The sequence below is a fragment of the Pseudomonas sp. Pseusp88 genome, assembly GCF_047303955.1.
Taxonomy (GTDB): domain Bacteria; phylum Pseudomonadota; class Gammaproteobacteria; order Pseudomonadales; family Pseudomonadaceae; genus Aquipseudomonas.
In genome coordinates this window covers 380424-402736 of record NZ_JBGLYM010000002.1, presented here as the reverse complement: position 1 = coordinate 402736, position 22313 = coordinate 380424, and the positions used below count along the sequence as shown (strand labels likewise).

Sequence of the window (22313 nt, the reverse complement as noted above, 5' to 3'; positions counted from 1 at the left end):
TTGTCGGCAACTGGCAAATCAGGCCAACCGCAAGAGTGTGAACAGCTTTGCGAATTTGCAACTAATTCAATTCATCGCTAAGTGGCTATTTGATATCTAAAGGGCGTATTCGATGAGACATCAGGTTCTTGCAGGAATATTGGCGGGTATGGCGCTATTGCCTGCTTTGGCCCAGGCCATGGATTGCAAAAAAGCCACCAGCAAGATTGAACAGCTGATTTGCGCAGACCCGCGCCTGGTGAGCGCGGATGCGGCCATGGGCAAGGCCTACTCGACGCTGCTCAAGGCTACCGATGATGCAGAAATCCGCGCCATGCTGGTCGCCAGCCAGCGTCGTTGGGTCGCGACACGGGACAGCAGTTTCGGCGATCTGGATAACAGCACCGACGGCCAGACCGGCGAGGGCTACAGCAAGCAAGACCAGCGCGATATCGTGCTCAAGGCGATGCAGGATCGTACCCAGCGCCTCGGCGAAATGTCTTCCACCACGCCCAGACAGCCGCGGCTGATTCAGGTCGCCCTGCAGCAGCGTGCCTTTGCCGCGCGCTTCAGTGGTGGCCCGTTTGCCGGGTTCTCGGCGTCCTGTGATTTCCTGCCGCAATCGGGCGAGTATTACTATGCCTGCTTCGGCACGCACTTCTATCAGCACAACAATAGGGTCTGCAGCGTCACCCAGGACTGGGCCAGCGGCAGCGTCTATGAGACCCGCACCGTGGCCGATGTCATCGGTGGCAAGCTGAAACCGGTGGCCACTTGCAACCCCGGCGAGAGTGACTGTTCGCCACAGGACTGGAGCGTCGAGCCGGAAAGCCTGGACACCGACGCCCAACGCACTGTCGAGCAACAGGGCGCGACGGCGCTGGCCAGACTGGACGCCGAGGTGGAAGAAGATGATGACACCCAGTGGCTGCAAAGCTGCCTGACCGATCCGGACTATCCGGCCAAGGCTGGCGCTAAATGATCGACCGGCGGGGTTATTCCGGCATCGCCGGTTCGGCGCCGCCGGACGGTCGGCTATGCAGCGTCGATTTGACGCAGGACATGTCCCGGGTCTCGTAGGTGTAGTTGGCTTCCATGTGATCGCCGACCTTCATGCGCGTTCGCCAACCCACGGTGGCCTGGTACTCGGCGCTTTCCTTGCCGGTACGGCGCAGGCCCGGGCCCTGCAGGTTGGTTTCGACAATCGCGCCGTTGTCCAGGTGTTTGGGACTGCTGTTCAGGTCTTGCCGATCATCACGATCCTGCTTTTCCAGCACCGCCAGGCAGGCGCTGAAACTGATGAATCTCTCTGGCGGCATATTCACGGGCCAGTTATGCGCGCTGGCCTGGACGTTACCCACAAGCGACTCGCCCAGGAGCAGGCACAAGGCCCCATAGCCTAATGACCTCACGGGATTTTCACCGCTGTCATGGTGGTCGAGAACGTCTTGTCCGGCTCCTTGAATTGCTCGCGATTGGCGCTGCCTGTTTGGGCGTAAGGGGTATCGAAGGGCTTGAGATAAAGCTGGTTGGCGAAATAACTCACGTCGGAAAGCCTGCCCTCGAGCATGTCCTTATGCCAGAGCGACCCGCTGAAGATATTGCCCTTGACCGTCGGGCCAAAACTCACCGCCACCATCGCCCAGTGACAGACGCCCTCGTGGTAGTAGTCCTCATCCAGATACATGTCCGCGTAGAAATCCGCTTTCCAGGTATTCGGCCCGACCTGGGTCAGTGGCAATGGCAGGCGCTTATAGGGAGCCAGGGCCGCGCCGCTGATCGGCGTCAGCGGCACGCAATGGCTGTTGCTCACCGAGTAATCGACGGTTGCGTCGATACTGTCATATGGGCCCGGCACATCGCGCAGGGTCATGGTCAGTTGATAGTGCTCGTGCCGCGCCGGGTTTTCCTTGATATCCGGCGGCGGGATCTGCCGGAAGCAGCCCGACACGGTCAGCAGGGCCAGGGTCGCAGGCAGGGCTAGCAAACGAAAATGTGATGGTGCGCAGCTCATCGAGTGGTCCTTTTCCTGGTCATCCAGCCGTTACCAATGTGCCGGCCCCGGTTTGCATTCCATGTCATCCATGAGTTTGAGTTCGGTTTCCAATCCATCGTCCGGATTGAAGACGTAATACAACGCATTCGGGCGATTGTGTTTATCCCGGTCCCACAGGGCGGTGACAAACACCTTTTCGCCACTGGCCAGCGTCACTTTCAGGAAGGTGTCCTTGTCGACACTATCGCCCATCAGGCCTCCATTCCAGTTGCAGCGGTCCGCCAGCAGCTCGACTCTGGCCGTGGCACCCAGCTCCTGTTGCAGCAGGCCCTGGAAGTCGGCGGAGGGCGGTTGTTTACCCAGTGCCGGTACTGTGACCGTTAACGCGTTGATCGCATCCGTCGGGCGATTGGGTCCGGAGTAACCATGCAGGACGGCAGTGCTGCCAACACGGCCAGGGCTGGTCAATTGGACCGTGCCAACCGCCCCGTCACCGTAGCCACTCTGCAGGTTGCCCACTTGCAGCGTCACGCCAGGCATGTGGGCGTAGGTCGCCCCCGGCACCTGCTGACCCACGGCGGTAATCAGCGTCAACATCGGCGACTGATCCGCATTGGCCCAAAGCGGTATGCCCGCCAGCGCGACCACAATGGTCATTGCCCTGAACCGCCTCATCACGCACCTCCCTGGCGAATGCGCTCGGCAGCATCGCGCTCATTCAGACGCTTGACGGTTTCGTCACGCACCTTCTGATAACGCGGGGCGAAGTGCGGCAGCAACAGGCGCGACCAGGAGGTGATGATCTTGCTGGCTTCCTGAGGGCAGCGCGCGGCGCGGTTCTTCGGCAGCAAGCCATTTTCGACGATGGAGGAGTAGTAGTCCGGATCGCGCCCGTAAATCATGCACAGCAGGTTGTAGTAGCGTTGTTCGTTCAATGAGTGCTCATCCGAGAACGCAGTGTTATCTACAGCGCCGTTCTCCAGTGATGCGTTGGTCTTGAACCACAGAGCGGTCATCGACAATACGCGAGTGAGCTGCTCGGCGGTCTCGCTGTCGCTGAAGTGCAGCAGGATCATGCTCGCCGCCATCTGATCGACGGCGTCTTCCTCGCGTCCTGTCGCAGGCAGGTCCAGCAGGTCGATGAAGGCATGGCCGGTTTCGTGCAGCAGGATGAAGCGCAGGTTGTCCTTCACATATTCGGCGACGAATTTCGGGTCATTGTTGGTGTTGAGCTTGTCGGCCTGTTGCAGCAGGTAGTCCACCAGTTCGTAACACAGGTAAATGGCCGAATCCTTGGGCTTATAGAAGGCATTGACCATGCCGCACTCGGTCCCCACGTAATGCAGGGTGCGAGGCATCACGAACAGGCCATCCATTGCATCGATTTCCAGGTTGCCGACCAGCAGGTCAGCGCCCCGGGTAAAGCGGTAAGCGTCTTCCAGCCTGGCACTTTGCGGCGCCACATAGGTGTAGGAAAAGCGCGTGCCTTTGCCTTCGGAAGGGTCATTGTCTGGTTGTTGAGCGTCGCGCTGGGCCTGGCGGGTGGGTATCTGCGTCGGTTGTTGTGCGGTCTGTTGCGCTGGCGCGGCCCGTTGCCCGGATTGTCCGCCACCATTGCCTTGAGAGGCCGTGCCTTCGGATTGGCGTTGAGCCGCCTGGGCCAGCGCCGACAGGTTGGAGTAATTCGGCTCCAGATTGGGCCGCGGTATATCGAAAGGCTCGAAACTGTTGGAGATCAGCACTGCCATCGGCTGCATGTCCGCATCCAGGTCGTTGTTCCAGACCAGGTCAAAACCACGAATCTGATCGCCACGCTGTTCATAACGGCTGTAATACTTGTTGTTGCCCCGGTCACCGGCCGTGATAAACAGATCGCCCTTGCGGAATTTGTAAGTGACGTGGGACTGACTGTCGTTGTTCAAATCTTCGTAGAGGGTGTCGATGCGCCGAGGTTCTGCGCCTGGGACTACCACCAGTTCCAGGGAAATTCTTTTGTCCGCCGAATCAAGGTCCACCATATTGGTGTCCTTGGGGCTGGTGATGACGGTCAGGACCTTCGACGGGTAGCCCAGGGTGATGCCGGTCTTGGGATCGCGGATGGTCTTCCAGCCGGCCTTTTCTCGGGTATTGAGGGCCGAGCCGCCCAGATGCACCGCCAGATCGGCATCCAACTGACCGGTGGCGGGTTGGTTGAACTTGCGCTGAATGACGGCAATGGCGTCACGGGTGCCTTTGCCGAAGTTACCGTCGATCCAGCCGTTATAGACGCCGAACCAGACCAGGCTTTCCTGGATCAGCTTGCGCTCGTCGAGATTCAACAGATCTTCGAGACTGGCGCTGCCCTGATTGGCATACGCACTGGTACTGGTACTGGCAGGGGCGTAGGGGTTGACGGCGTAAGGATTGGTGGACGGCGTAGTGGCGGCCAGGGCGGGCAGCGATAGCCCGCAGAACGCGGAAGCCGTAGTAAATAATGCTGCTCGCAGCGCGCGACTTTTCCAGCTACTTGCGCAGCCGGACACAACCGTCCATGTCGTCAATGGAATAGCCCCCAAGGCATGTTTAATTATGTTACAAATCTTCTAATGCTTTGGCAGGAGCTGTCAAACCAGCGAGATACCCAAGTGTGGAATTCAACACACTAATAAACGGGGTATTGGCAACTTGCCATCATATGAAAAGGCGATAAACGGTCGCCCTGGGGTCGTTACAACCAACTTTCATGGCGCGCGACAACTAAGCAAATGTCGCCGCTTCAGGTTTGGGTGAGCGGTGAAGGGCGGCAAGTTGTTCAGATGAACGGTGCGATAAGTCCGCGGTATTTGCAAAACATCCCATGTTAAGTCGCCTTGGAAGTCGGTGCTGGCCATCTGGCTTTCGCTTTTTAAGCGCGCGGCTCAGAAGGCTATTTTTCTGCAGTGCAGCAAGGCTTCGCTGATCATTGCGTGAACCAGGGATGGAGAGACCCCCAGTATCCTGGCGATGTCCTTTTGCTTCATGCCGTGGATGCGGCACATCTCGAACGCGTAGCGCGTGCGCTCGGGCAGATTGGCCAGGGCGCTGGAAACCCGTTCCAGTACTTGTTGATCCGATACCAGTGATTCTGGCGATTCAGCAAGGTGTGCGGGCGCATCATTGCTGACGGCGTCATGGCTGATCAGCCGGTCTTCGAATTGGCGGCGACGGTAATAGTCAATCGACAAGTTTCGGACCACGCGCGTGAGGTAGGAGGCCTGGGACCGGATCTGTTCATTGTGGTCAGCATCACCCACTTTCATGAAGGCTTCGTGAACAATATCTTCGGCATGACTTCGGCAGCCGGTAATGCGCGCGGCGAGGTCAATCAGGCGCTGTCGCTGGTCATGGAACACTTCAAGCAACGGGGAACGGCTTGCAGCCATAGGCTTTTGCATGAGGCACCTGATCTGTTTTTGCAGTCTGTCAGCGAGATCGAGATGCTAGTGTTGTTAGGAATTATTTGCAACAACTCCCCTTGCTCTCGCTTTACGGTGGAGAGCGATACTCACGGTGGCCCGAATACAAGCCGTGCCTGCTGGCCGGAAAGAGGCCAGCCAGGCGATGCAGATGTGTCGGGATGCGCTACCGCCTCTGTGGGCAAGCCTCGCTCCAACGGATCACATCAGCCTGTAGGAGCCGGCTTGCTGGCGATGGCGTCAGGTCAGTCAACGAGGATGTTGCTTTCCATACTGCTATCGCCGACAAGGCAGCTCCCACGATCAACCGGCGAGGGGCGGGCCGAATTGATTGCGCTCCAGCAGCATCAGTGCGGCGCGCTTGTGGGGGAAGTCGAACTCCTTTTCCTTGGCAAATCCCACCGAGGTCATGTAGTCGATCATCTTGTCGTTGTCGGCACGAGGTTCTGCCACTACCCGCTGAGTGCGGGGTTCGTCCAGCAGCAGCCAGCTCACCAGTGAACGCAGCCAGCAGTCCACTTTAAGCGGTCCACGATGGTGCTCTTCACCGACCAGCATGTGAATGCCGCGATCGAATTCGCCGACCGGGTAGAAGGGCGCTATGCGGTCATCGCGCGCCCAATACACTTCGTAGTAGGCGAAGGGTTCGTCATCGAAGCAGCCGATCACGCTGAAAATATGCGGGTCATCGGCGACTTTCTGCAGGTACTGGCGGTGCTCGTCCGGGCTGCCCTGTTCCTGCCAGAAATGGGCGACCCGGGCGCTGTTCTGCCAACGACTGAAGCGCTCCAGATCAGCCTCGATGTCCAGGGTGCGCAGGGAAAACCAGAGTCCCAGGCGCTCGTCGAAGCGTCGATACAATTCGCCTTCGGGTTTGCGCCACGCTGGCAATGCCGACGTGACATCAGTGGGCATCCGCTCGCTCGTCAACTTCATTGGCGGTACTCCGGTCAGGCCGATGCCGACAGGGCGGCGTCGTACAGGTTGATATGGCTGTGCTCGCCGGGCTCTACCAGCGCCAGCAGGGCTTCGGAGATTTCCCAGGCACGCATGGGCAGGACCGACAACAGGGTATCGCTCAAGCCGTGGCTGGACTGTGAGAAGCCCTGGACGAAGACGCCGGCCTTGAGCGCTGGCTTGGCCCGCACGCGATAGCTGCGCTCCACTTCAAAGTTACCCAGATAGTCCGCCAGTGGCGCCAGCAGGGTTTTGTGCGACTTGCGCTCATAGCCGGTGGCGAGGATCACCGCGTCGTAGTGTTGCACCTCGGTGTGGCCAGTGGCGATGTCGCGCAGGGCCAGGCGCACGCCTTGTTCTTCGGCGCTGGCCTCATCGACCTGGGTCCGGCAGCGGAAGGCATGGCGTTGGCGACCGGAGACTTTCTGTCGGTAGAAAATGCCGTAGATCTGCTCGATCAGGTTCAGGTCCACCACCGAGTAATTGGTGTTGTGGAACTCGTTGATCAGGCGCTCACGTTCGTTTTCGGGCTGATTGAAGAACAGGTTGGTGTTCTCCGGCGCGAAAATCTGGTTGACGAAGGGGCTGTCATCGGCTGGCTTGAGCACTTCATTACGCAGAATCAGATCGACCTGTACCGACGGGTAGCTGTCGTTGAGATCGATGAACGCTTCCGCCGCGCTCTGCCCACCGCCGACGATGGCCACGCGCATGGGTTCGTTGCGGGCGCAACGGTGCTGGGCGATACGGCTGAGGTACTGGGCGTGATGGAACACCCGGGCGTCTTCACGCAAGCCCTGGAACACGGCAGGAATACGCGGCGTGCCGCCAGTGCCGACGACCACCGAACGAGTGCAACGGCGATGTTCGCGGCCCTGATCGTCAAGGGAAACTACGTCCAGCAGCTCGATGCCGTCCTTGCCCATTACCGGCTCAATTCGCTCCACGCGGTCGCCGTAGGCGCATTGCTCGGTGAAGTGCGCGGCCACCCAGCGCAGGTAGTCGCTGTACTCCAAGCGGCAGGGGTAGAAGGTGCCAAGGTTGATGAAGTCGATCAGGCGACCCTGACTGTGCAGGTAGTTGACGAAGCTGTAACGGCTGGTCGGATTGCGCAGGGAGACCAGATCCTTGAGAAAGGAAATCTGCAATTCACTCTGGCTGACCAAAGTGTCGCCATGCCAGCGGTAGTCGGCCTGGCGGTCGATGAACAGGCTGTGAAATGTGCGCCCGCACGCTTGACCCTGTTCTTCGAGGGCAATGGCCAGGGCCAGGTTGGAGGGACCGAAGCCGACGCCAATCACGTCGAAAGGCTTGTGGGGGGGCAGTCGCTGAGACATTCGCAAATCCTCTCTGGAAGGTTGTGTACCCTCGAATTGTCCGATGTTCAGTCGAACGATCTCAGGGGCAGTCATAAGCGTTAACGAATGAGCCGCGAGGTTCTTCAGCAACGATTTCCAGCTTTCTGTGTGATATCACTCGGCCACTAACCTGTTCGACGAAAAATAGGTCGCCGGTTGCTTCAGTACCCTCAGCTACCACGGGCAAGCCAGGGTGAGCGCTTCGTGAAAAAGCAAAAAGCCCCGAAACCGGGGCTTTTTGCTGTCTGGCGTTTTCAGAAAGACAGTGTTGCCTTGGCGAGCAGTTGACGAGGTTCGCCGATGACCAGGGCAGGCGAGCCGGTGCCGCTGGCAGAGACGTAGTAGGTTTCGTCGAACATGTTCTTCAGGTTCAACTGCAGGGTCAGGTCCTTCTGGTCGACTTTCATTTTGTAGGCGACGAAGGCATCGGCGACTTTCGCCGAAGGCAGCCAGTACTCGGTGCCGGTGCCGTCATTGACACCCCAGCTGCTCATGTAGCGGCCGCCGACGCCTGCACGCAGGTCGCCGATGCCGACATGGCCGAGGTCCTTGGTGAAGTAGAGGGCGAAGGTATTCTTCGATACGCCGTCCAGGGGCTTACCCTGCAGGATCGGGTCCTTGGTCCATTCGGTATCGGTGTAGGCGTAGCTGGCCGTGGCGCTCCAGTGGGCACCCAGTTCGCCGGTCACGTCCATCTCCACGCCACGGGAGCGCGCTTCGCCACCCAGTCGTGTGCAGGTTTCAGTGCCGCAGGTGGCGCTGGTCTGCACGTTTTTCTTGGTGATGTCGAACACCGCCAGGGTCGCGGTCAAAGAATCGCTCTGGTACTTGGTGCCGATCTCATAGGCCTTGGCTTCTTCCGGCTCCAGGTCGCCGATGACCGTGGCGATGGAGGTGTTGGGGCGGAAGGATTCGGTGTAGCTGCCATATACCGACCAGTCCGGCTGGATCAGGTAAACCAGGCCCAGGCGCGGCACCACTTTGCTGCGATCCACGTCAGCACCGACGACGAAGGGGCGGCCCTTGCCGGTGTACTCGGTGAAGGTTTCGTAGCGCAGGCCGCCTTGCAGGATCCATTTATCGGTGAGGTGGATCGAGTCCTGAATGAAGGCGGCACGTTCATGCAGCAGGTCGGTCTGGTCGCTGTTGGGAGCGCTGACCCGCGACGGTACGGGTACCTGACCGTAGATCGGGTTGTTGTAGTTGAACGCGGTGTCGTTGACGTTGCGAATCAGGTCGCCCAGGGTGCGCTCGTTCTCCATGTAATCCACGCCCACCAGCATCTCGTGCTGCATGCCCAGCAGGTCGAAATGCCCCAGGGCGTTGACGGTCGCGGTGTGGGCGAACTGCACGGCATCACGGGTGGCATCACCGCGACGGGTGACCTTGCCGGTGGTGAAGTTGGCCGAGATGTAGCGTGACTGGTGGTCGTTGTAGTAGTTGCGGCTGTAGCCGTAGGCGGCCTTGAGCGACCAGTCGTCATTGAGGCGGTGTTCACCGGTCAGGGTGAAGGAGTCAGAGCGACCGGTGGTGATGTTGAAATGCTCGTCCAGACGGCGGGAGCGGGGGATATCCAGAGGCTTGCCGGTGGTGGTGTTGATCTGCGTGCCCCGGTCGAACGGCACCGAGTATTCCATGTGCTCGTAGGCGGTGGTGATGGTGGTGTCTTCACCGAACCAGGTCAGCGACGGTGCGATCACTTCCTGATCGTAACTGCCGAAATTTCGCCAGTAGTCGTACTGCTGCTTGTCGTAAATCAGCCGGTAAGCCAGGTTGCTGTCGCCGACTTGGCCTGTGCTATCGAACTGACCGCCGCCGCCACCGAAACTGGTGCCCCAGCCGGACATTGAGGTAGCTTGCTGCAGCTGTGGCTTTTTCGTCACCACGTTGATCAGGCCGCCCGGATCCTGCACGCCGTAGAGCATGGACGCCGGGCCTTTGAGCACTTCCACCCGTTCGGTGGTGGGGGTGAAGTTGCGCGCATTCACCGACTGCATGCCGTCGCGCATGATGGAGTTGTCGCGGTTGGTGCCGAAGCCGCGCTTGACGATGGCGTCCTGTGTGCCGCCCAGCGTGTTCCCCTGTTTCAGGCCGCTCACAGCGTTGACTGCTTCGTCCAGACTCTGCGGCGCACGATCTTCGATGACGCGGTGGGTGACCACGTTGACCGACGCGGGCACCTCGACCAGTGGCGCTTCGGTGCGCGTACCCACGGTCGCGGCCCTGGCCTGGTAGCTGGTCTGGCTCTTCTCGGTCGTGGTCTTGTCACTGTTGCTGTCGATATTGATGGCATCCAGTTGCACGCTGTCGGCAGCCCAGAGCGGCTGGGCCAGGCTCAGCATCAGGACGCCATGGGCGCAGGCGCTGCGGTATCTGCGGATGGGAAGGAGCGGGAGCTTGTGCGGGTTGGGAATCATTGAAATGCTCGGCGTGTTGATAGCGAATGAGAAGAGTTTTTATTACCTTTAAGAACTCTTCACGTTTGGCCGGTCAAACCCCTCACATTTATTTTCAACGCGCCTGTTAAAACCGCAGCGTGGTGGACAGCATCAGTTGTCGGGGATCTCCAACGGAGACCATGTTGCTGTTCACGCTGGACGGGTAGTAATGCGTGTCGAACAGGTTGTTGACGTTCAATTGCAGTTGCAGCGGATAGCTGGCCACACGCAAGTCGTAGCGGGCAAAGGCGTCCATCACCGTGTAGGCAGGCAGGTCGAAAGTGTTGGCCGGGTCGCCGGGCCGCTCACTGACATAACGTGGCCCGCCGCCGATATGCAGTCGGCCATCCCCCAGCCATTGCCCGAGGTCGTGGCTCAGATAGAGCGAAGCGCTTTGCCGGGGCACGTTCTGCAGGCGATTGCCCTTGAGCGTGGGATCCCTGGTGACCAGGGCATCGGTAAACGCATAGGCGGCGATGATTTCCCAGGTCTCGCTCAGCCGCCCGCCGAGTTCGAGCTCTACACCCCTTGAGTGCGCTTCACCGGCATTACGGCTGACCGGCAGGTCGTTTACGGTTTCACTGACGAGAATGTTGCGCTTGCGAATGTCGTAGACCGCGATGCTCGCCGACAGACCATTTTGCTGTTCGAACTTAATGCCGCTTTCCCACGCCTTGGCGCGCTCGGGTTGTATCGCCGAATCGATGATCTGCGCGGAGGAGGCATTGAGCGGCGCGATGCTTGAGTTGGGCTTGAGGGATTCGCTGTAACTGACATAGGTCGACCACTCAGGCGCCCAATGGTAGACCAGCCCGGCGCTGGGGACGAAGGCACTGCCGTTGATATCGGTATTGGCATGGAAGGGCCGGCCCCGGCCAGCATATTGGTCGTAGGTCAGCAAGCGCCCACCGACGATGGCGATCCATTGCTCGTTGAGGTGAATAGAATCCCGGGCATAGACCGCCTCTGTACGCAGTCGGTCGCTCTGGTCACTGTCGCTCGCTGAAACCCTGGTCGGCACGGCATCCTGTCCATAAACCGGGTTCAGGTAACTGAAACCGGTGGAACTGGATTGGCGGATCAGGTCGCTGCGAAAGTACAGTCGGTGTTCGTCGGCGACACCGAGCAAAAGGTCATGCTTCATGTCGAGAAAGTCGTGCTCACCGGACAGCTCGGTAAAGATCTGCCGGTCGTTGCTGTCGGAGTCCAGGGTGCCGTCGAGGCTGCGGGTGAGGGTGCCCTTGTCCGCATTCACGCTGGTAGTACGGACCTGATAGGCGTCGTAGCTTTCCTGGTTGTAGCTGGCGGACATGCGCAGCCGCCATGTGTCATCGAGCCGGTATTCATAGTCTAGCCTGGCCAGTTGCGAACGCCCGCGCATGTCATTGAAGGGTTCGTCCAGGCGCCGATCGTAGGGAATGTCGAGTACATGTCCCGTGACAGGGTTGATCGCCGTGCCACGGTCGAACGGGGTCACGTATTCCCGACTTTCGATGGCCAGGCGAACTTCGCTCTGCTCGCCGTACCAGGCCAGTGACGGCGCGACCAGATCCTCCCTGTGCACACCGTAGTTGCGCCAGTAGGTTTCGTCCTGATGGTCGAGGATCAATCGATAAGCCAAACCTGACTGACCAAGGGGACCGGTACTGTCCAGGCTCACGGTGGAGCCGTCACGGTCATGGGCGAACGAGGAGAACTTCGTCTGCAACTCGTTGCGGGCTCTCAGGTCGGGGATCTTGGACACCACATTGATCATCCCGCCCGGGTCCTGAATCCCGTAGAGCAGGGCGCTCGGGCCTTTGAGTACCTCGATGTGATCGGTGGTGGCGTTGAAATTGCGGCCCTGGATACTGGTCATGCCATCGCGCAGGATCGAGCCGTCGCGGTTGTCACCGAAGCCGCGCTTCATCAGTGTGTCCTGGGTGCTGCCGAGGGTATTGCCCTGGGTCACGCCACTGACATTGCGCAGGGCGTCGTCCAGATTGCGCGGTTTCTGGTCCTGAAGCACGGCGCTGGGCACCCGGCTGATAGCCTGGGGTTGCTCGATCCAGGGGGCAGACGTATGGCTGACCTGAACCGTAGGCTCGGGTTGATAGCCTTCCCGGCCCTGGCTACGGATATCCAGGTCTTGTAACTGGATCACCTGACCCTTTTCCGTCGTTGCGCGAATGGCGATGGTCTGTGCGTCGAGGCGCTGCCAGGCAAAACCGGAGGAGGCCAGAAGTCGGGACAGCGCTTGCATCGGCGTCATGCGGCCTTTGAGGGCGGGGGCTTGATATGCGGCGATGTTGCCGTTGCTGTAGGCGATGTTTAGCCGGGTCAAGCGGCTTAACTGCGACAGGCTGTCGGCAAGGGACTGGGGCGGTATATCGAAGTCATGGGTGCTGCCGGACTCGGGTGACGGTGCTGTGGCTGGCAGGGCTGCGCCCACACTCGTGCAGCTCCAGCCGTTGAGAGTCGACGCCAGCAAGAATGTCAGTAACCGGCGTCGCATCAAGACTGGCTCTTCTATATCATAAAGATGCGAATATATCTCATTAGCGCGTCGCCGTGAATGCCCGTTACCAGATGACGACCGTGCCGCCCGGCAAGCGCCTGAGAGAGAAACCCAGCAGGGATTGCATCGCGGTGAGAATCGCTTGGGGGTCCTGGGTGTTGAAGTCACCGCTGACCGGTCGCCCGGCAATTTCCGGGTTGAGCAGGACGATGCGTCCCGGGTAGTAACGCTGGACCACCTCCAGAGCGTCCTCGAGTGACTGCTGACGCAGGCTCACCCGACCTTCACGCCAGCCCAGGGCCTGTTGCGTGTTGACCGTCTCCAAGGCACCGAGTCCTTTTGAACCAAAGCCGACGCGCTGTCCGGCAGTCAGCTGCTCCTGCGTATGGCCGAAGGCATCGACCCCTACGCGGCCCTGTTCGACCGTGACCTGGGTGTTTTCCGTGCCCAGGCGTACCTCGAACCGAGTGCCAAGGACCCGTACATCGCCGTCACCGGTACGGACAATGAATGGCTCGCCATTGTGGAACACGTGGAAATACGCCGCCCCGCGGGTAAGGCGGATATCTCGATAGCCCGCGCCCAGGGAGACGGAAACCGCGCTGTCGCCATCCAGCATCATTTCGCTGCCATCGGCCAGTACCAACGATTGCACCTGGCCTGGAAGGGTGTGGTAGTCGGCCAGGGCGTTCTCCAGCCAGCGCCCGGGGCGGGTGGTAATGCTCAGGGCAGTAGCGAGGACGACGGTCGCGGCGATAGCGGTGGCCGCTGTCGTCAGGCGCCGCCGACGCTTGCGCCAGGCATGTTGCTGCAAGTAACCGTCAAGAGCCGTGGCGTCTTCCCTGGCGATGCGGGCCGCCGGTTCGGCCGTCAGTTGCCAGACTGCGCGGGCCTCGTCGAAGGCCAGGGCGTTGGCCGGGTCATCAGCCAGCCATTGTTGGAGTTCCCGCTGTTGGGCCGCAGATAACACACGGAAGTCCAGTTCCTGATTGGCAGGGCGGGAGGCCAGGCGCGAGAGCCACAGCAGGGCGGCGTCCTCGCGCTGCCGGGATGAGGTTTGGCTGACCAGTTTCATCGTTATGCCTGAGGCCCCTGTTGCCGGCGTTTGCACGCCTGGAGCGCGCGCATCATGTGCTTTTCGACAGCGCTGACCGACAGGTCGAGGGTGCTGGCGATTTCCGTATAGCTCAGCCCATGAATTCTGTTGAGAAGAAAGATATGGCGGGTTCGCTCGGGCAGTTTACGCAAAATATCTTCGATTTTGTCCAGCTCACGGCTGGCGTCCTCAGCGTCCTCCAGCATCGACTGACGTGTCTCGATGTCCTCGTTCACCAGATAGGGTTCGGCCTTGAACTGGGTGTTCTGATTGCGCAGGTGATCGATCGCCAGGTTACGGGCGCTGCGCATCATGTATTGATCGAGGTTTTCCACCTGTACATCGCGGCGCCGCCAGAGCCGGATGAACAGCTCCTGACAGAGGTCGGCGGCAATCGACCGGCACGATACCCAACGCTTGAGGCGCTTTTCCAGCTGCGGTTTCTGCCGCAGGAAAGTGTCGAGCACGTCTTGCGAGCCCGCGCTGCCTTGGCGTGGCAGTTCGGTTCCGCTGTCGTTGGATGGAGAGGGCGTGCGCATGGGGGCTCGGAGGCAGGACAAGGCCGTACGCGAATGTTACAGGTTCTCGTTATCATTTGGAAATGTGGTGTTGCCGCAGGCACATGTGGGACCGGCTTTAGCCGGGAAGGCGTCCTGGCTGCTTGAGAGAAAGCGGTGAATGTACCGGCCTCTTCCCGGCTAAAGCCGGTCCCACAGATATCATTGTGACTAGCTACTTAATTGAGTGTTGCTTCCTCTTCCAATCGGTCGGCTTCGAACAATTGCGCCAGTTCTGCACGGGCCTCAACTGCCGTCTGCATGACCTTGGCCTCATCGTCGTAGACCAGATGCTGAGCCTGCAGTACCTGTTCGTCGTGGCGCTTGAAGCGGTCAATGCGGGCCTTGGCCTGTTCTTCGCTCAGGCCCAGGCCTATCAGGGTGCGGCGGCTCATTTCCAGGCTTGAATAGAACGTCTCACGAACAGCCTGGGCATCCAGGTCCATCAGGCGGTGCACGTGTTGCCGGTTACGGGCGCGGGCGATGATCTTCATGTGCGGGTAGAGCTTGCGCACCAATTCCGCCGTCTTGATATTGGTGTCCGGATCGTCGGTGGCAATGACAAAGTATTCTGCCTGGTCGACCTTGGCCGCACGGAGGATTTCCGGGCGCAACGGGTCGCCGTAGAACACCGGGACATTGCCGAAACTGCGGGTGAACTCGATGGTTTCCACCGAGGTGTCGAGGGCGATGAAGGGGATATTCTGGGCGCGCAATATCCGCGAAACGATCTGGCCCATGCGGCCCATTCCGGCAATCACTACGCGCGGGGTATCGCCGTCGATTTTGCGGTATTCGTCTGGTACGTCGCGGGCGGGCACCGGCTTGGGCTTGATCAGGCGCGAGATGGCCAGCAACAGCAGCGGTGTCATGGCCATGGACAGGGTGATGGTCAGCACCAGGGTGTCATACAGGCTGGCATCGAACAGGCCCTGATCGCGGCCGATCTGGAACACTACGAAGGCAAACTCACCGCCCGCAGCCAGGACCAGGCCCAGGCGTAGGGCGCTCTGCCGACCCAGGCCGCCCGCCAGGCGCCCGATAAAGAACAGCAGCGGCAATTTGATTGCAATCAATAGCAGGGTCAGGCCGATCACGGTTACCGGGGTATTGATCAGCAGGCTGAGATTGGCGCCCATGCCGACGCTGATGAAGAATAGCCCCAGCAGCAGGCCTTTGAAGGGTTCGATCTGGGCTTCCAGTTCATGACGGTATTCCGAGTCGGCCAGCAGCAGACCGGCAAGAAAGGCGCCCAGGGCCATGGATACCCCGACCAGGTCCATTAGCCAGGCGGTGCCGATAACCACCAGCAGGGCCGTGGCAGTGGAGACTTCCTGCAACTTGGTCTTGGCGACGGCGCGAAACACCGGGCGCAGCAAGTAGCGTCCGCCGACCACGACAATGGCGATACTGCCCAGTACCCGCAGACCATGAGTCAGCCCGTCGGACGTGCCGGGCTCATGGGTGGCACCGGCCAGCAGCGGAACCATGGCGATCAGGGGGATGGCCGCGATGTCCTGAAACAACAGAATGGCGAAGGCCAGACGGCCATGGGGCGCGTTCAGTTCCTTGCGTTCGGCCAGGCTTTGCAGGCCGAATGCGGTGGAAGACAGCGCCAGCCCAAGGCCGAGGACGACGGCGCTGTTGAGTGGCTGGCCAAAGGCGAGCAGGGCAACCGTGCCGATCACCAGGCCGGTCAACAGCACCTGGGCCAGGCCAACACCAAACACGGCCTTGCGCATGACCCACAGACGTTTGGGCGATAGCTCTAGGCCAATGATGAATAACAGCAGTACTACGCCCAGTTCGGAAATATGGCTGACGCTTTGCGGATTGCCGATCAGGCCCAATACCGACGGGCCGATAAGCACGCCGGCGAATAAGTAGCCGAGTACGGCGCCCAGTTGCAGGCGTTTGGCCAATGGGACGATCAGAACAGCGGCAAGCAAAAATACAACAGCGGCCCCCAGCAGGCTCTCTTCATGGGGCATTGTGAACTCCTTGGTCTAGCGGATAACGGGTACGTGGATCGAGCAAGGCGGCATTAAACCATGTGAACCTTGCAGATCTGCGTGCCAGACGGGCTGCTGTCGGTCAATTGCTCAGGCTTTTTCCAGTTTTTTTGTCGGAATGTGCGCAAATCTGCGCAAGGAGAGATCAGGCGGGAGGCTGTGCCAAGTGCTGCTCATGGCTTGGCTCATCGCGTAATATGGGCGCATCCACGATTTCAGGAAATGTCCGCAATGACCAACAAGCAACGTTTGATGTACTCGATTCTGATCGCCCTTGGTGTACTGGCGATCATGCTTGGCCTGTCCCATCTGCAGAACACCGGTGTGATTACCGAAGAGACCTTCAAGTACATCGCCGTGTCCGTCGCGGTGCTGGTCGTCGTGATCAACGGTGTCATGCGACGCAAGGTCAAGCCCTGAGCGCATCGCAGTACATGCGGGTTCGACGGTTATTGCGCCGTCGGGCCGTGCAGTGACTGCCAGGCCAGTGGATGCAGGCTATAGCTTTTGTCCGCGTTCATGTGGATTACGCCCTCGTCACACAGACGCTTGAGCACCTCGCGCACACTGAGAAACGACATGGGAATATCCAGTTTCAAAAGCTGATTGTGCACGCCGCGCACACCCAATGGTTGGCCTGCTTCACTGGCATTGACCAGAGCATCCAGCACTTTCAGGCGCACCAGGCTGGTACGCAGGCCAAAGCGTTTGAGCAACTGACGGATATGGTCATTGCCCGGGCGATCCGTGCCCTGTGTTGGCGGCAGGGGCCTGGCCTCTGTCGTGGCTTTGCGGTGCATCAAGGTGCGATTCATTAACTGCCAACTCCTTATAACTCGACTCGATTCAAACGGCCTCCTTTCAATGAACGAATGAGGGCCGCAGTCCTTCAGTAGTTATTGGAAAATAAAGGCTAATGCGAACTATATTTTCATGCGTCTCATTCTCATTAAATCCGGGTTGTCTTTTTTGTTCAAGCCCGACATTGGGATGAGACTTATGGCTTGCAATCGAGGGAGCGTCTTTACGGGGCTTGCAGACCTCACTAGGCTCTGATTTTCCTGAATGATGAGAGTGATCAAATGAGTGTGCGGATCGAGCTGACGAGCCAGCCGACGGAAGAAGATTATCTGGCTATTCTGACCCCCCTGCGTGCCTACAACGTATCCCAGGCCGGGGATGCAGGTGCGGAGAAATTCGCCCTGCTGGTGCGCGATGAACACACCCATGAGGTGCTGGGTGGGCTGTATGGCAAGTTGCTGTATCGCTGGATGTTCATTGAATTGCTGGCGGTACCTGAACAAACCCGCAGCCAGGGCACTGGCTCACGTCTGATGGGCATGGCCGAGGAGCTGGCGCGGGAGAAAAACTGCGTGGGGATATGGCTCGATACTTTCGACTTTCAGGCGCCGGATTTTTACCGCAAGCACGGTTTCACTGAATTCGGTCAGTTGCAGGACTATCCGCCCGGCCATCAGCGCCTGTTTTTCCAGAAGCGCCTGGATCAATAGATATCAGCGACGCAATGTGCCCGGCGCTGCCACCGAGCGTGCCCGAGCGGCCACTGTGTCGGTATGGAGCGTGGTGTTGGCTCTGATGTCCCGAAGCGGCATGCAGGGCCTTTGATGGGCGGGTGGCGATAGCGGCTGGCAGTTTACCTGTTTGTCGGTGGGCAGTACTCTGCGTGCTGGTTTTTACCTGACTTATTCCTGTGCTGCGCAACGCTGCCATTTCCCGATCATGACCCTGGAGCTTCAGATGTCTGCACCCCGCGACAATGCCGAGACCCACAGCCTGTCTTTCGATGAACTGGCTGAACTGCTACGTCAGGTTTTCCTGCGTCACGGCACCTCGTCGGAGGTTGCCCGGGTCTTGTCGCAGAACTGCGCCAGTGCCCAGCGCGACGGCTCTCACAGTCATGGCATTTTTCGTATTCCGGGCTATCTGTCATCCCTGGCCAGCGGTTGGGTCAGTGGTACGGCAGAGCCCCAGGTCGAGGATGTCGGCGCAGGGTTCATTCGGGTTGATGCGCAAGGCGGTTTTGCCCAGCCTGCACTTATGGCGGCCAAGTCGTTATTGATCGATAAGGCCCGCAGTGCCGGCATCGCCATTCTGGCCATCCGCAACTCCCATCATTTTGCCGCCCTGTGGCCGGATGTCGAACCCTTTGCCGAGCAAGGCCTGGTGGCGCTTAGCGTGGTCAACAGCATGACGTGCGTCGTGCCTCACGGCGCGCAAAAGCCGCTGTTCGGCACCAACCCGATTGCTTTCGCCGCGCCCCGGGCTGGTGGCGAACCGATCGTTTTCGACCTGGCTACCAGTGCCATTGCCAACGGCGATGTTCAGATTGCCGCGCGGGCGGGGCGCATGTTGCCAGCCGGCATGGGCGTGGATCGCGATGGGCAGCCGACCGAAGATCCCAAGGCCATTCTCGACGGCGGCGCACTGTTGCCTTTCGGCGGTTACAAGGGGTCGGCGCTGTCGATGATGGTGGAGCTCTTGGCTGCGGGGCTCACGGGGGGGAATTTCTCCTTTGAGTTCGACTGGTCCGGACACCCCGGTGCGCAAACGCCCTGGACCGGGCAGTTGCTCATCGTCATCGACCCGAACAAGGGCGGCGGCCAGAGTTTTGCCGAGCGCAGTGAAGAGTTGGTGCGGCAGATGCACGGGGTCGGTCAGGAACGCCTGCCGGGTGATCGTCGATATGTGCAGCGCGCCCGTTCCCTGGCTGAAGGCATCGAGATCAGCAAGACCGAATGGCTGCAATTGCGTGAGCTCGCTGGCGCCTGATTGGCGTCAGACGAAGCTGTCCCGCCAAGACTGACCGCTCGTCGTCTGAGCTCTTGCGCTGGCTCCTTCTTCAAAATACTGTATGCATACACAGTATATTGAAGAAGGAGTTTCCCATGTCCCTCAATCAGCTCCAGACCCCGCCGAATCGTGTCTCCCGCACCCACGAAATGCAGCGTGAGGACTTTCTCGCACTGGCTTGCGCGATCCAGCGTTTCCAGGCTGCCGAAGCCCAGGCAACCCTGGCTATTGTCGGTGCTAAATACGGTTATGAGCGGCCGCCAAGCCCGACGAGTGATCATTTCAACGATTCCTGATAACCGGTCGCGATATCGCAACGCGGGGTCCAAATGGAGCGTATCGTTGATGATGAACATTCAGCTTCAGGGACACCCCAATGAAAAACCTCGGTGCTCGCTTGAAAGAGGAGCGCAAATCCATGGGGCTTTCACAGCAGCAATTCGCGCAGCTGGGTGGAGTCGAGGCCAACGCCCAGGGTAAGTACGAAAGTGGAGCCCGCGCCCCACGTTCGGATTACCTGGTAGCTCTTGGTTTCAAGGGCGTGGATGTGCTCTACCTCCTCACGGGGTCTCGCATGCCGGTGTCGCTGAATACGCTCGATGATGTCGAAAAAAACATGCTTCTGAATTATCGGGTGCTGACCAAGCCGGATCAGAACGCTATTGGTCAACTGACATGGTCATTGGCCTCCTGTCTGCCCCATTCCGCTCCGGATGGTTGAGAGGGTTGCTCGGGAATATACGAAACGTATATGCTTCGTATATTCAATTCGAGGTGACTCATGGGGCTGGTCAAGATTTCCGAACAAATGCACGCCAATATCCGCGCTGCCAGTGCTGCGCTCAGTCGCTCCATAAACGCTCAGGCCGAACACTGGATGCGCGTCGGCATGCTTGCCGAGCTTCATCCTTCCCTGGATTACAGCGAGATCTGCCAGATGCTGATTCGTGCCGAGGCGGCAGGCGGTACGTTGCTTAGCGCCCAGGCCGGCGATATTGCCTCGATTACCGCGTCGGCGCGGGAGGCTTGCTGATGAGTGGGCCAATCACCTTCAAGACTGAAGAAGACCTGGTGCATCTGCGGGTGGCCGGGCGTCTGGCTGCCCAAGTGCTGGAAATGATCAAGCCCCATGTCAAGGCAGGGGTCAGTACCGAGGCACTGGACGATATCTGCAATGATTTCATCGTCAAGGAGCTCAAGGTCATCCCGGCCAATGTCGGCTATCACGGATTTACCAAGACCACCTGCACATCACCCAACGCCGTGGTATGCCATGGCATTCCGTCTCCCCGGGACATCCTCAAGGATGGCGACATCCTCAATATCGATGTGGCGGTGATCAAGGATGGCTGGTATGGCGATACCAGTCGTATGTATCTGGTCGGTGAGGTCAGCCCGTTGGCGCGACGCCTGGTGCATACCACTTATGAGGCGACCCGGGCGGGTATTCATGCAGTGCGCCCCGGTGCGACCCTGGGGGATATCGGCCATGCGATCCAGACAGTGGCGCATCGTGAAGGATTCAGTGTGGTTCGCGAGTATTGCGGCCATGGCATCGGTCGCAATTACCACGAAGAACCTCAGGTGCTGCATTACGGCACGCCGGGCAAAGGCCTCAAACTCAAGCCGGGCATGGTTTTCACCATTGAGCCGATGATCAACGCGGGTAAAGCCGGGACCAAGACTCTGGCCGATGGCTGGACGGTTCTGACCCGTGATCTGTCCCTTTCAGCCCAGTGGGAGCATATGGTCGCGGTGACCGACAAGGGTTTCGAGTTGCTGACGCCATGGCCCGAGGGGACAGGCGAATATCCGGCGATCTGAAGCATCAGCCCCGACACGGTGGTCGGGGCTGATAATTTCAATTGCCGATGCTGTTGTGGTTCTTTTTCCAGTGCACCTGGGTAACGCCAAACCCTTCGGCCTGAAGAATCGCCAGCATGACCGGCCCGGCGGCGACATTGCCACTCACCGTCCCGACACCTGCGTGCAGGGTCGCGAAGTGCAGGGCGTCGCTTTCACAGAGATGAGCTGCCTGATGGCGAAAATGCCGTTGTTCGCCACGAAACCTATAGTGAATCTCAAAATCCTTCTGATTATTCATTATTGCTCTCGCCTGTGAGACGTATTCGTTACGTCGCTCTAAATGTGTACTTCCGGTGTACATAACCGCACCTGACAGAAGGTGGGTTACTTCATTTCGAGATCGAAACAGGCATGCAAAAACTTCAAGCGGCCATGAATCGGACTGCTTTCTCTGAGGGGATAAGGAGCATTCCGGAGAAGTCCGGAATCTAGGAATTTACATCCTTTTACATTATTTTGAACCGTCACCGGATGAGCGGCGGTAGCTACCCTCAATTTGACGAAGTGGCAGGCCTCGAGGTCCCCAAAACACTAGGGTTTTTAGTGTTTTTGTATGGCCCCGAGGCATGTTGGAACAAGCGCAAAATTGGCGTCAGCCAGTACTCGTCCAACCCTATCGACAGGCTTTCATATTGACCGGGCCGACGAACTCATTGCCATGCCCCATGACGCAAGCGACCCGCTGATTGCGTTGCAGCTCCCAGTTTTCTACAGGATAGGTCTTGTTCCAGGCCTGATAAAGCTGAGTGTCCTGCCGGGACAGCGGCAAGTTGTAATGCTTGCTCATATAGAAGTAGGTCCGGGCAATCATTCCGCGAATCGAGGGTCGGGGCATGACTTTCCTGGCCTTGAAGTCGACCTGGGTCAGGCAGGCGCCGTATTGGCCTTTCTGCACCGGCAGCCAGCCGAAACTGAAGTTATTACGGTCGCCATTAACCTCACCGATACTGGGCACCAGATTGTGCAGGTCGGCTTCGGCGCGTTGGTAGACCGCATCATTTTTTGTGCAGTTCTTACGTCCGCCCCTCTGCCAGCATTGGCGCAGGTGGCCGATTTGCCAGGCCGGAACAATGTGCTCCCATTCAATACGGCTGGCCCGCTTGGCGTTTTTGCGCGGGACATAGCCGCAGGCGGCCAGATCGACGCGGTTGCCCGTGTACTTGCAGCCGCAGTAGAACTCCGTCGACTGCGGTGCATACAGGCCCCAGGCGAGTTTCTTGGCCTCGCTGAAGGTGCGCGGTGCTTCTGCGTGGGCGACGGCCATAAAGGCAAGGGTGGTGCAAAGCAAGGTAAAAAAGCGAACCATCATGCC

At 59.3% G+C, this 22313-nt stretch carries 22 protein-coding genes and 1 pseudogene; 8 read left to right on the top strand and 15 right to left on the bottom strand.

Translation table 11 applies throughout. From position 1 onward, the window contains the following. Positions 1-148 precede the first annotated feature (148 nt). Complete coding sequence (locus ACCD02_RS04290; RefSeq protein ID WP_413298730.1) at positions 149-961, top strand: lysozyme inhibitor LprI family protein; 813 nt, start codon at positions 149-151, stop codon at positions 959-961. 13 nt (positions 962-974) lie between these two features. Here ACCD02_RS04290 and ACCD02_RS04285 read toward each other — a convergent pair whose 3' ends face one another. The 12 genes and pseudogenes from ACCD02_RS04285 to ACCD02_RS04230 form a co-directional block, all read right to left on the bottom strand. Further along, complete coding sequence (locus ACCD02_RS04285; protein WP_413298729.1) at positions 975-1298, bottom strand: hypothetical protein; 324 nt, start codon at positions 1296-1298, stop codon at positions 975-977. 89 nt (positions 1299-1387) lie between these two features. Then, positions 1388-1993 (bottom strand): hypothetical protein, encoded by a 606-nt coding sequence (locus ACCD02_RS04280; RefSeq protein WP_413298728.1) that lies wholly within the window; start codon positions 1991-1993, stop codon positions 1388-1390. A 30-nt stretch (positions 1994-2023) separates the two neighbouring features. Then, the gene (locus ACCD02_RS04275) at positions 2024-2632 is read right to left on the bottom strand and encodes a hypothetical protein (protein ID WP_413298727.1); all 609 of its coding nucleotides are present in this window, start codon (positions 2630-2632) and stop codon (positions 2024-2026) included. A 17-nt stretch (positions 2633-2649) separates the two neighbouring features. Continuing rightward, positions 2650-4497, bottom strand: a complete 1848-nt coding sequence (locus ACCD02_RS04270) for a DUF4344 domain-containing metallopeptidase (RefSeq protein ID WP_413298726.1) — start codon at positions 4495-4497, stop codon at positions 2650-2652. 375 nt (positions 4498-4872) lie between these two features. After that, positions 4873-5388: an RNA polymerase factor sigma-70 gene (locus ACCD02_RS04265; protein ID WP_413298725.1), complete on the bottom strand. Its 516-nt coding sequence runs from the start codon at positions 5386-5388 to the stop codon at positions 4873-4875. Positions 5389-5712: 324 nt separating this feature from the next. After that, positions 5713-6285: pseudogene (locus ACCD02_RS04260) on the bottom strand (GNAT family N-acetyltransferase); the annotation flags it as partial. Between the two features lie 74 nt (positions 6286-6359). Beyond that, positions 6360-7703, bottom strand: coding sequence for a lysine N(6)-hydroxylase/L-ornithine N(5)-oxygenase family protein (locus ACCD02_RS04255; protein WP_413298724.1), 1344 nt, complete (start codon positions 7701-7703; stop codon positions 6360-6362). Positions 7704-7978: 275 nt separating this feature from the next. Further along, positions 7979-10066 (bottom strand): TonB-dependent siderophore receptor, encoded by a 2088-nt coding sequence (locus ACCD02_RS04250; RefSeq protein ID WP_413298723.1) that lies wholly within the window; start codon positions 10064-10066, stop codon positions 7979-7981. A gap of 181 nt (positions 10067-10247) precedes the next feature. After that, positions 10248-12656, bottom strand: a complete 2409-nt coding sequence (locus ACCD02_RS04245) for a TonB-dependent siderophore receptor (protein WP_413298722.1) — start codon at positions 12654-12656, stop codon at positions 10248-10250. A gap of 67 nt (positions 12657-12723) precedes the next feature. After that, positions 12724-13734, bottom strand: coding sequence for a FecR family protein (locus tag ACCD02_RS04240; RefSeq protein WP_413298721.1), 1011 nt, complete (start codon positions 13732-13734; stop codon positions 12724-12726). Between the two features lie 2 nt (positions 13735-13736). After that, complete coding sequence (locus ACCD02_RS04235; protein ID WP_413298720.1) at positions 13737-14294, bottom strand: RNA polymerase sigma factor; 558 nt, start codon at positions 14292-14294, stop codon at positions 13737-13739. Positions 14295-14491: 197 nt separating this feature from the next. Further along, positions 14492-16303: a monovalent cation:proton antiporter-2 (CPA2) family protein gene (locus ACCD02_RS04230; RefSeq protein ID WP_413298719.1), complete on the bottom strand. Its 1812-nt coding sequence runs from the start codon at positions 16301-16303 to the stop codon at positions 14492-14494. A gap of 252 nt (positions 16304-16555) precedes the next feature. On the opposite strand from ACCD02_RS04230, the gene ACCD02_RS04225 reads away from it, so the two are divergent. Continuing rightward, positions 16556-16744 carry a hypothetical protein gene (locus tag ACCD02_RS04225; protein WP_413298718.1) on the top strand — a complete coding sequence of 63 codons (189 nt, stop codon included), beginning with the start codon at positions 16556-16558 and terminating at the stop codon, positions 16742-16744. Between the two features lie 29 nt (positions 16745-16773). Here ACCD02_RS04225 and ACCD02_RS04220 read toward each other — a convergent pair whose 3' ends face one another. Next, positions 16774-17124, bottom strand: coding sequence for a Fe2+/Zn2+ uptake regulation protein (locus tag ACCD02_RS04220; RefSeq protein WP_413298863.1), 351 nt, complete (start codon positions 17122-17124; stop codon positions 16774-16776). A gap of 282 nt (positions 17125-17406) precedes the next feature. Between ACCD02_RS04220 and ACCD02_RS04215 the strand changes: the two genes are divergently transcribed. The 6 genes from ACCD02_RS04215 (at position 17407) to map (ending at position 20959) form a co-directional block, all read left to right on the top strand. Next, positions 17407-17835, top strand: coding sequence for a GNAT family N-acetyltransferase (locus ACCD02_RS04215; RefSeq protein WP_413298717.1), 429 nt, complete (start codon positions 17407-17409; stop codon positions 17833-17835). 247 nt (positions 17836-18082) lie between these two features. Then, the gene (locus tag ACCD02_RS04210) at positions 18083-19114 is read left to right on the top strand and encodes an Ldh family oxidoreductase (protein WP_413298716.1); all 1032 of its coding nucleotides are present in this window, start codon (positions 18083-18085) and stop codon (positions 19112-19114) included. A gap of 116 nt (positions 19115-19230) precedes the next feature. After that, on the top strand, positions 19231-19431 hold the full coding sequence (locus ACCD02_RS04205; protein WP_413298715.1) for a hypothetical protein: 201 nt from the start codon (positions 19231-19233) through the stop codon (positions 19429-19431). 80 nt (positions 19432-19511) lie between these two features. Beyond that, a complete protein-coding gene (locus ACCD02_RS04200; RefSeq protein ID WP_413298714.1) occupies positions 19512-19856 on the top strand; it encodes a helix-turn-helix domain-containing protein in 345 nt (114 codons plus the stop codon). A gap of 60 nt (positions 19857-19916) precedes the next feature. Beyond that, a complete protein-coding gene (locus ACCD02_RS04195) occupies positions 19917-20168 on the top strand; it encodes a ParD-like family protein (RefSeq protein WP_413298713.1) in 252 nt (83 codons plus the stop codon). Further along, complete coding sequence (gene map, locus ACCD02_RS04190; protein WP_413298712.1) at positions 20168-20959, top strand: type I methionyl aminopeptidase; 792 nt, start codon at positions 20168-20170, stop codon at positions 20957-20959. The genes ACCD02_RS04195 and map overlap by 1 nt, the downstream gene beginning before the upstream one ends. Before the next feature lie 37 nt (positions 20960-20996). Here the strand turns inward: map and ACCD02_RS04185 are convergent, their stop codons facing one another. Continuing rightward, positions 20997-21239: a DUF6555 family protein gene (locus tag ACCD02_RS04185; protein WP_413298711.1), complete on the bottom strand. Its 243-nt coding sequence runs from the start codon at positions 21237-21239 to the stop codon at positions 20997-20999. Positions 21240-21614: 375 nt separating this feature from the next. After that, positions 21615-22310, bottom strand: coding sequence for an endonuclease (locus tag ACCD02_RS04180; RefSeq protein WP_413298710.1), 696 nt, complete (start codon positions 22308-22310; stop codon positions 21615-21617). Positions 22311-22313 lie beyond the last annotated feature (3 nt).

Bases quoted from the DNA above. Each gene is read 5' to 3' on its own strand.
- ACCD02_RS04185 (WP_413298711.1), bottom strand. From the start codon at position 21,239: ATGAATAATCAGAAGGATTTTGAGATTCACTATAGGTTTCGTGGCGAA.
- ACCD02_RS04180 (WP_413298710.1), bottom strand. From the start codon at position 22,310: ATGATGGTTCGCTTTTTTACCTTGCTTTGCACCACCCTTGCCTTTATG.
- ACCD02_RS04250 (WP_413298723.1), bottom strand. From the start codon at position 10,066: ATGCTGAGCCTGGCCCAGCCGCTCTGGGCTGCCGACAGCGTGCAACTG.
- ACCD02_RS04200 (WP_413298714.1), top strand. From the start codon at position 19,512: ATGAAAAACCTCGGTGCTCGCTTGAAAGAGGAGCGCAAATCCATGGGG.
- ACCD02_RS04205 (WP_413298715.1), top strand. From the start codon at position 19,231: ATGTCCCTCAATCAGCTCCAGACCCCGCCGAATCGTGTCTCCCGCACC.
- ACCD02_RS04215 (WP_413298717.1), top strand. From the start codon at position 17,407: ATGAGTGTGCGGATCGAGCTGACGAGCCAGCCGACGGAAGAAGATTAT.
- ACCD02_RS04285 (WP_413298729.1), bottom strand. From the start codon at position 1,298: ATGCCGCCAGAGAGATTCATCAGTTTCAGCGCCTGCCTGGCGGTGCTG.
- ACCD02_RS04225 (WP_413298718.1), top strand. From the start codon at position 16,556: ATGACCAACAAGCAACGTTTGATGTACTCGATTCTGATCGCCCTTGGT.
- ACCD02_RS04235 (WP_413298720.1), bottom strand. From the start codon at position 14,294: ATGCGCACGCCCTCTCCATCCAACGACAGCGGAACCGAACTGCCACGC.
- ACCD02_RS04230 (WP_413298719.1), bottom strand. From the start codon at position 16,303: ATGCCCCATGAAGAGAGCCTGCTGGGGGCCGCTGTTGTATTTTTGCTT.
- ACCD02_RS04220 (WP_413298863.1), bottom strand. From the start codon at position 17,124: ATGCACCGCAAAGCCACGACAGAGGCCAGGCCCCTGCCGCCAACACAG.
- ACCD02_RS04240 (WP_413298721.1), bottom strand. From the start codon at position 13,734: ATGAAACTGGTCAGCCAAACCTCATCCCGGCAGCGCGAGGACGCCGCC.
- ACCD02_RS04265 (WP_413298725.1), bottom strand. From the start codon at position 5,388: ATGCAAAAGCCTATGGCTGCAAGCCGTTCCCCGTTGCTTGAAGTGTTC.
- ACCD02_RS04210 (WP_413298716.1), top strand. From the start codon at position 18,083: ATGTCTGCACCCCGCGACAATGCCGAGACCCACAGCCTGTCTTTCGAT.
- ACCD02_RS04255 (WP_413298724.1), bottom strand. From the start codon at position 7,703: ATGTCTCAGCGACTGCCCCCCCACAAGCCTTTCGACGTGATTGGCGTC.
- ACCD02_RS04275 (WP_413298727.1), bottom strand. From the start codon at position 2,632: ATGACCATTGTGGTCGCGCTGGCGGGCATACCGCTTTGGGCCAATGCG.
- ACCD02_RS04280 (WP_413298728.1), bottom strand. From the start codon at position 1,993: ATGAGCTGCGCACCATCACATTTTCGTTTGCTAGCCCTGCCTGCGACC.
- ACCD02_RS04290 (WP_413298730.1), top strand. From the start codon at position 149: ATGGCGCTATTGCCTGCTTTGGCCCAGGCCATGGATTGCAAAAAAGCC.
- ACCD02_RS04195 (WP_413298713.1), top strand. From the start codon at position 19,917: ATGGGGCTGGTCAAGATTTCCGAACAAATGCACGCCAATATCCGCGCT.
- ACCD02_RS04245 (WP_413298722.1), bottom strand. From the start codon at position 12,656: ATGCGACGCCGGTTACTGACATTCTTGCTGGCGTCGACTCTCAACGGC.
- map (WP_413298712.1), top strand. From the start codon at position 20,168: ATGAGTGGGCCAATCACCTTCAAGACTGAAGAAGACCTGGTGCATCTG.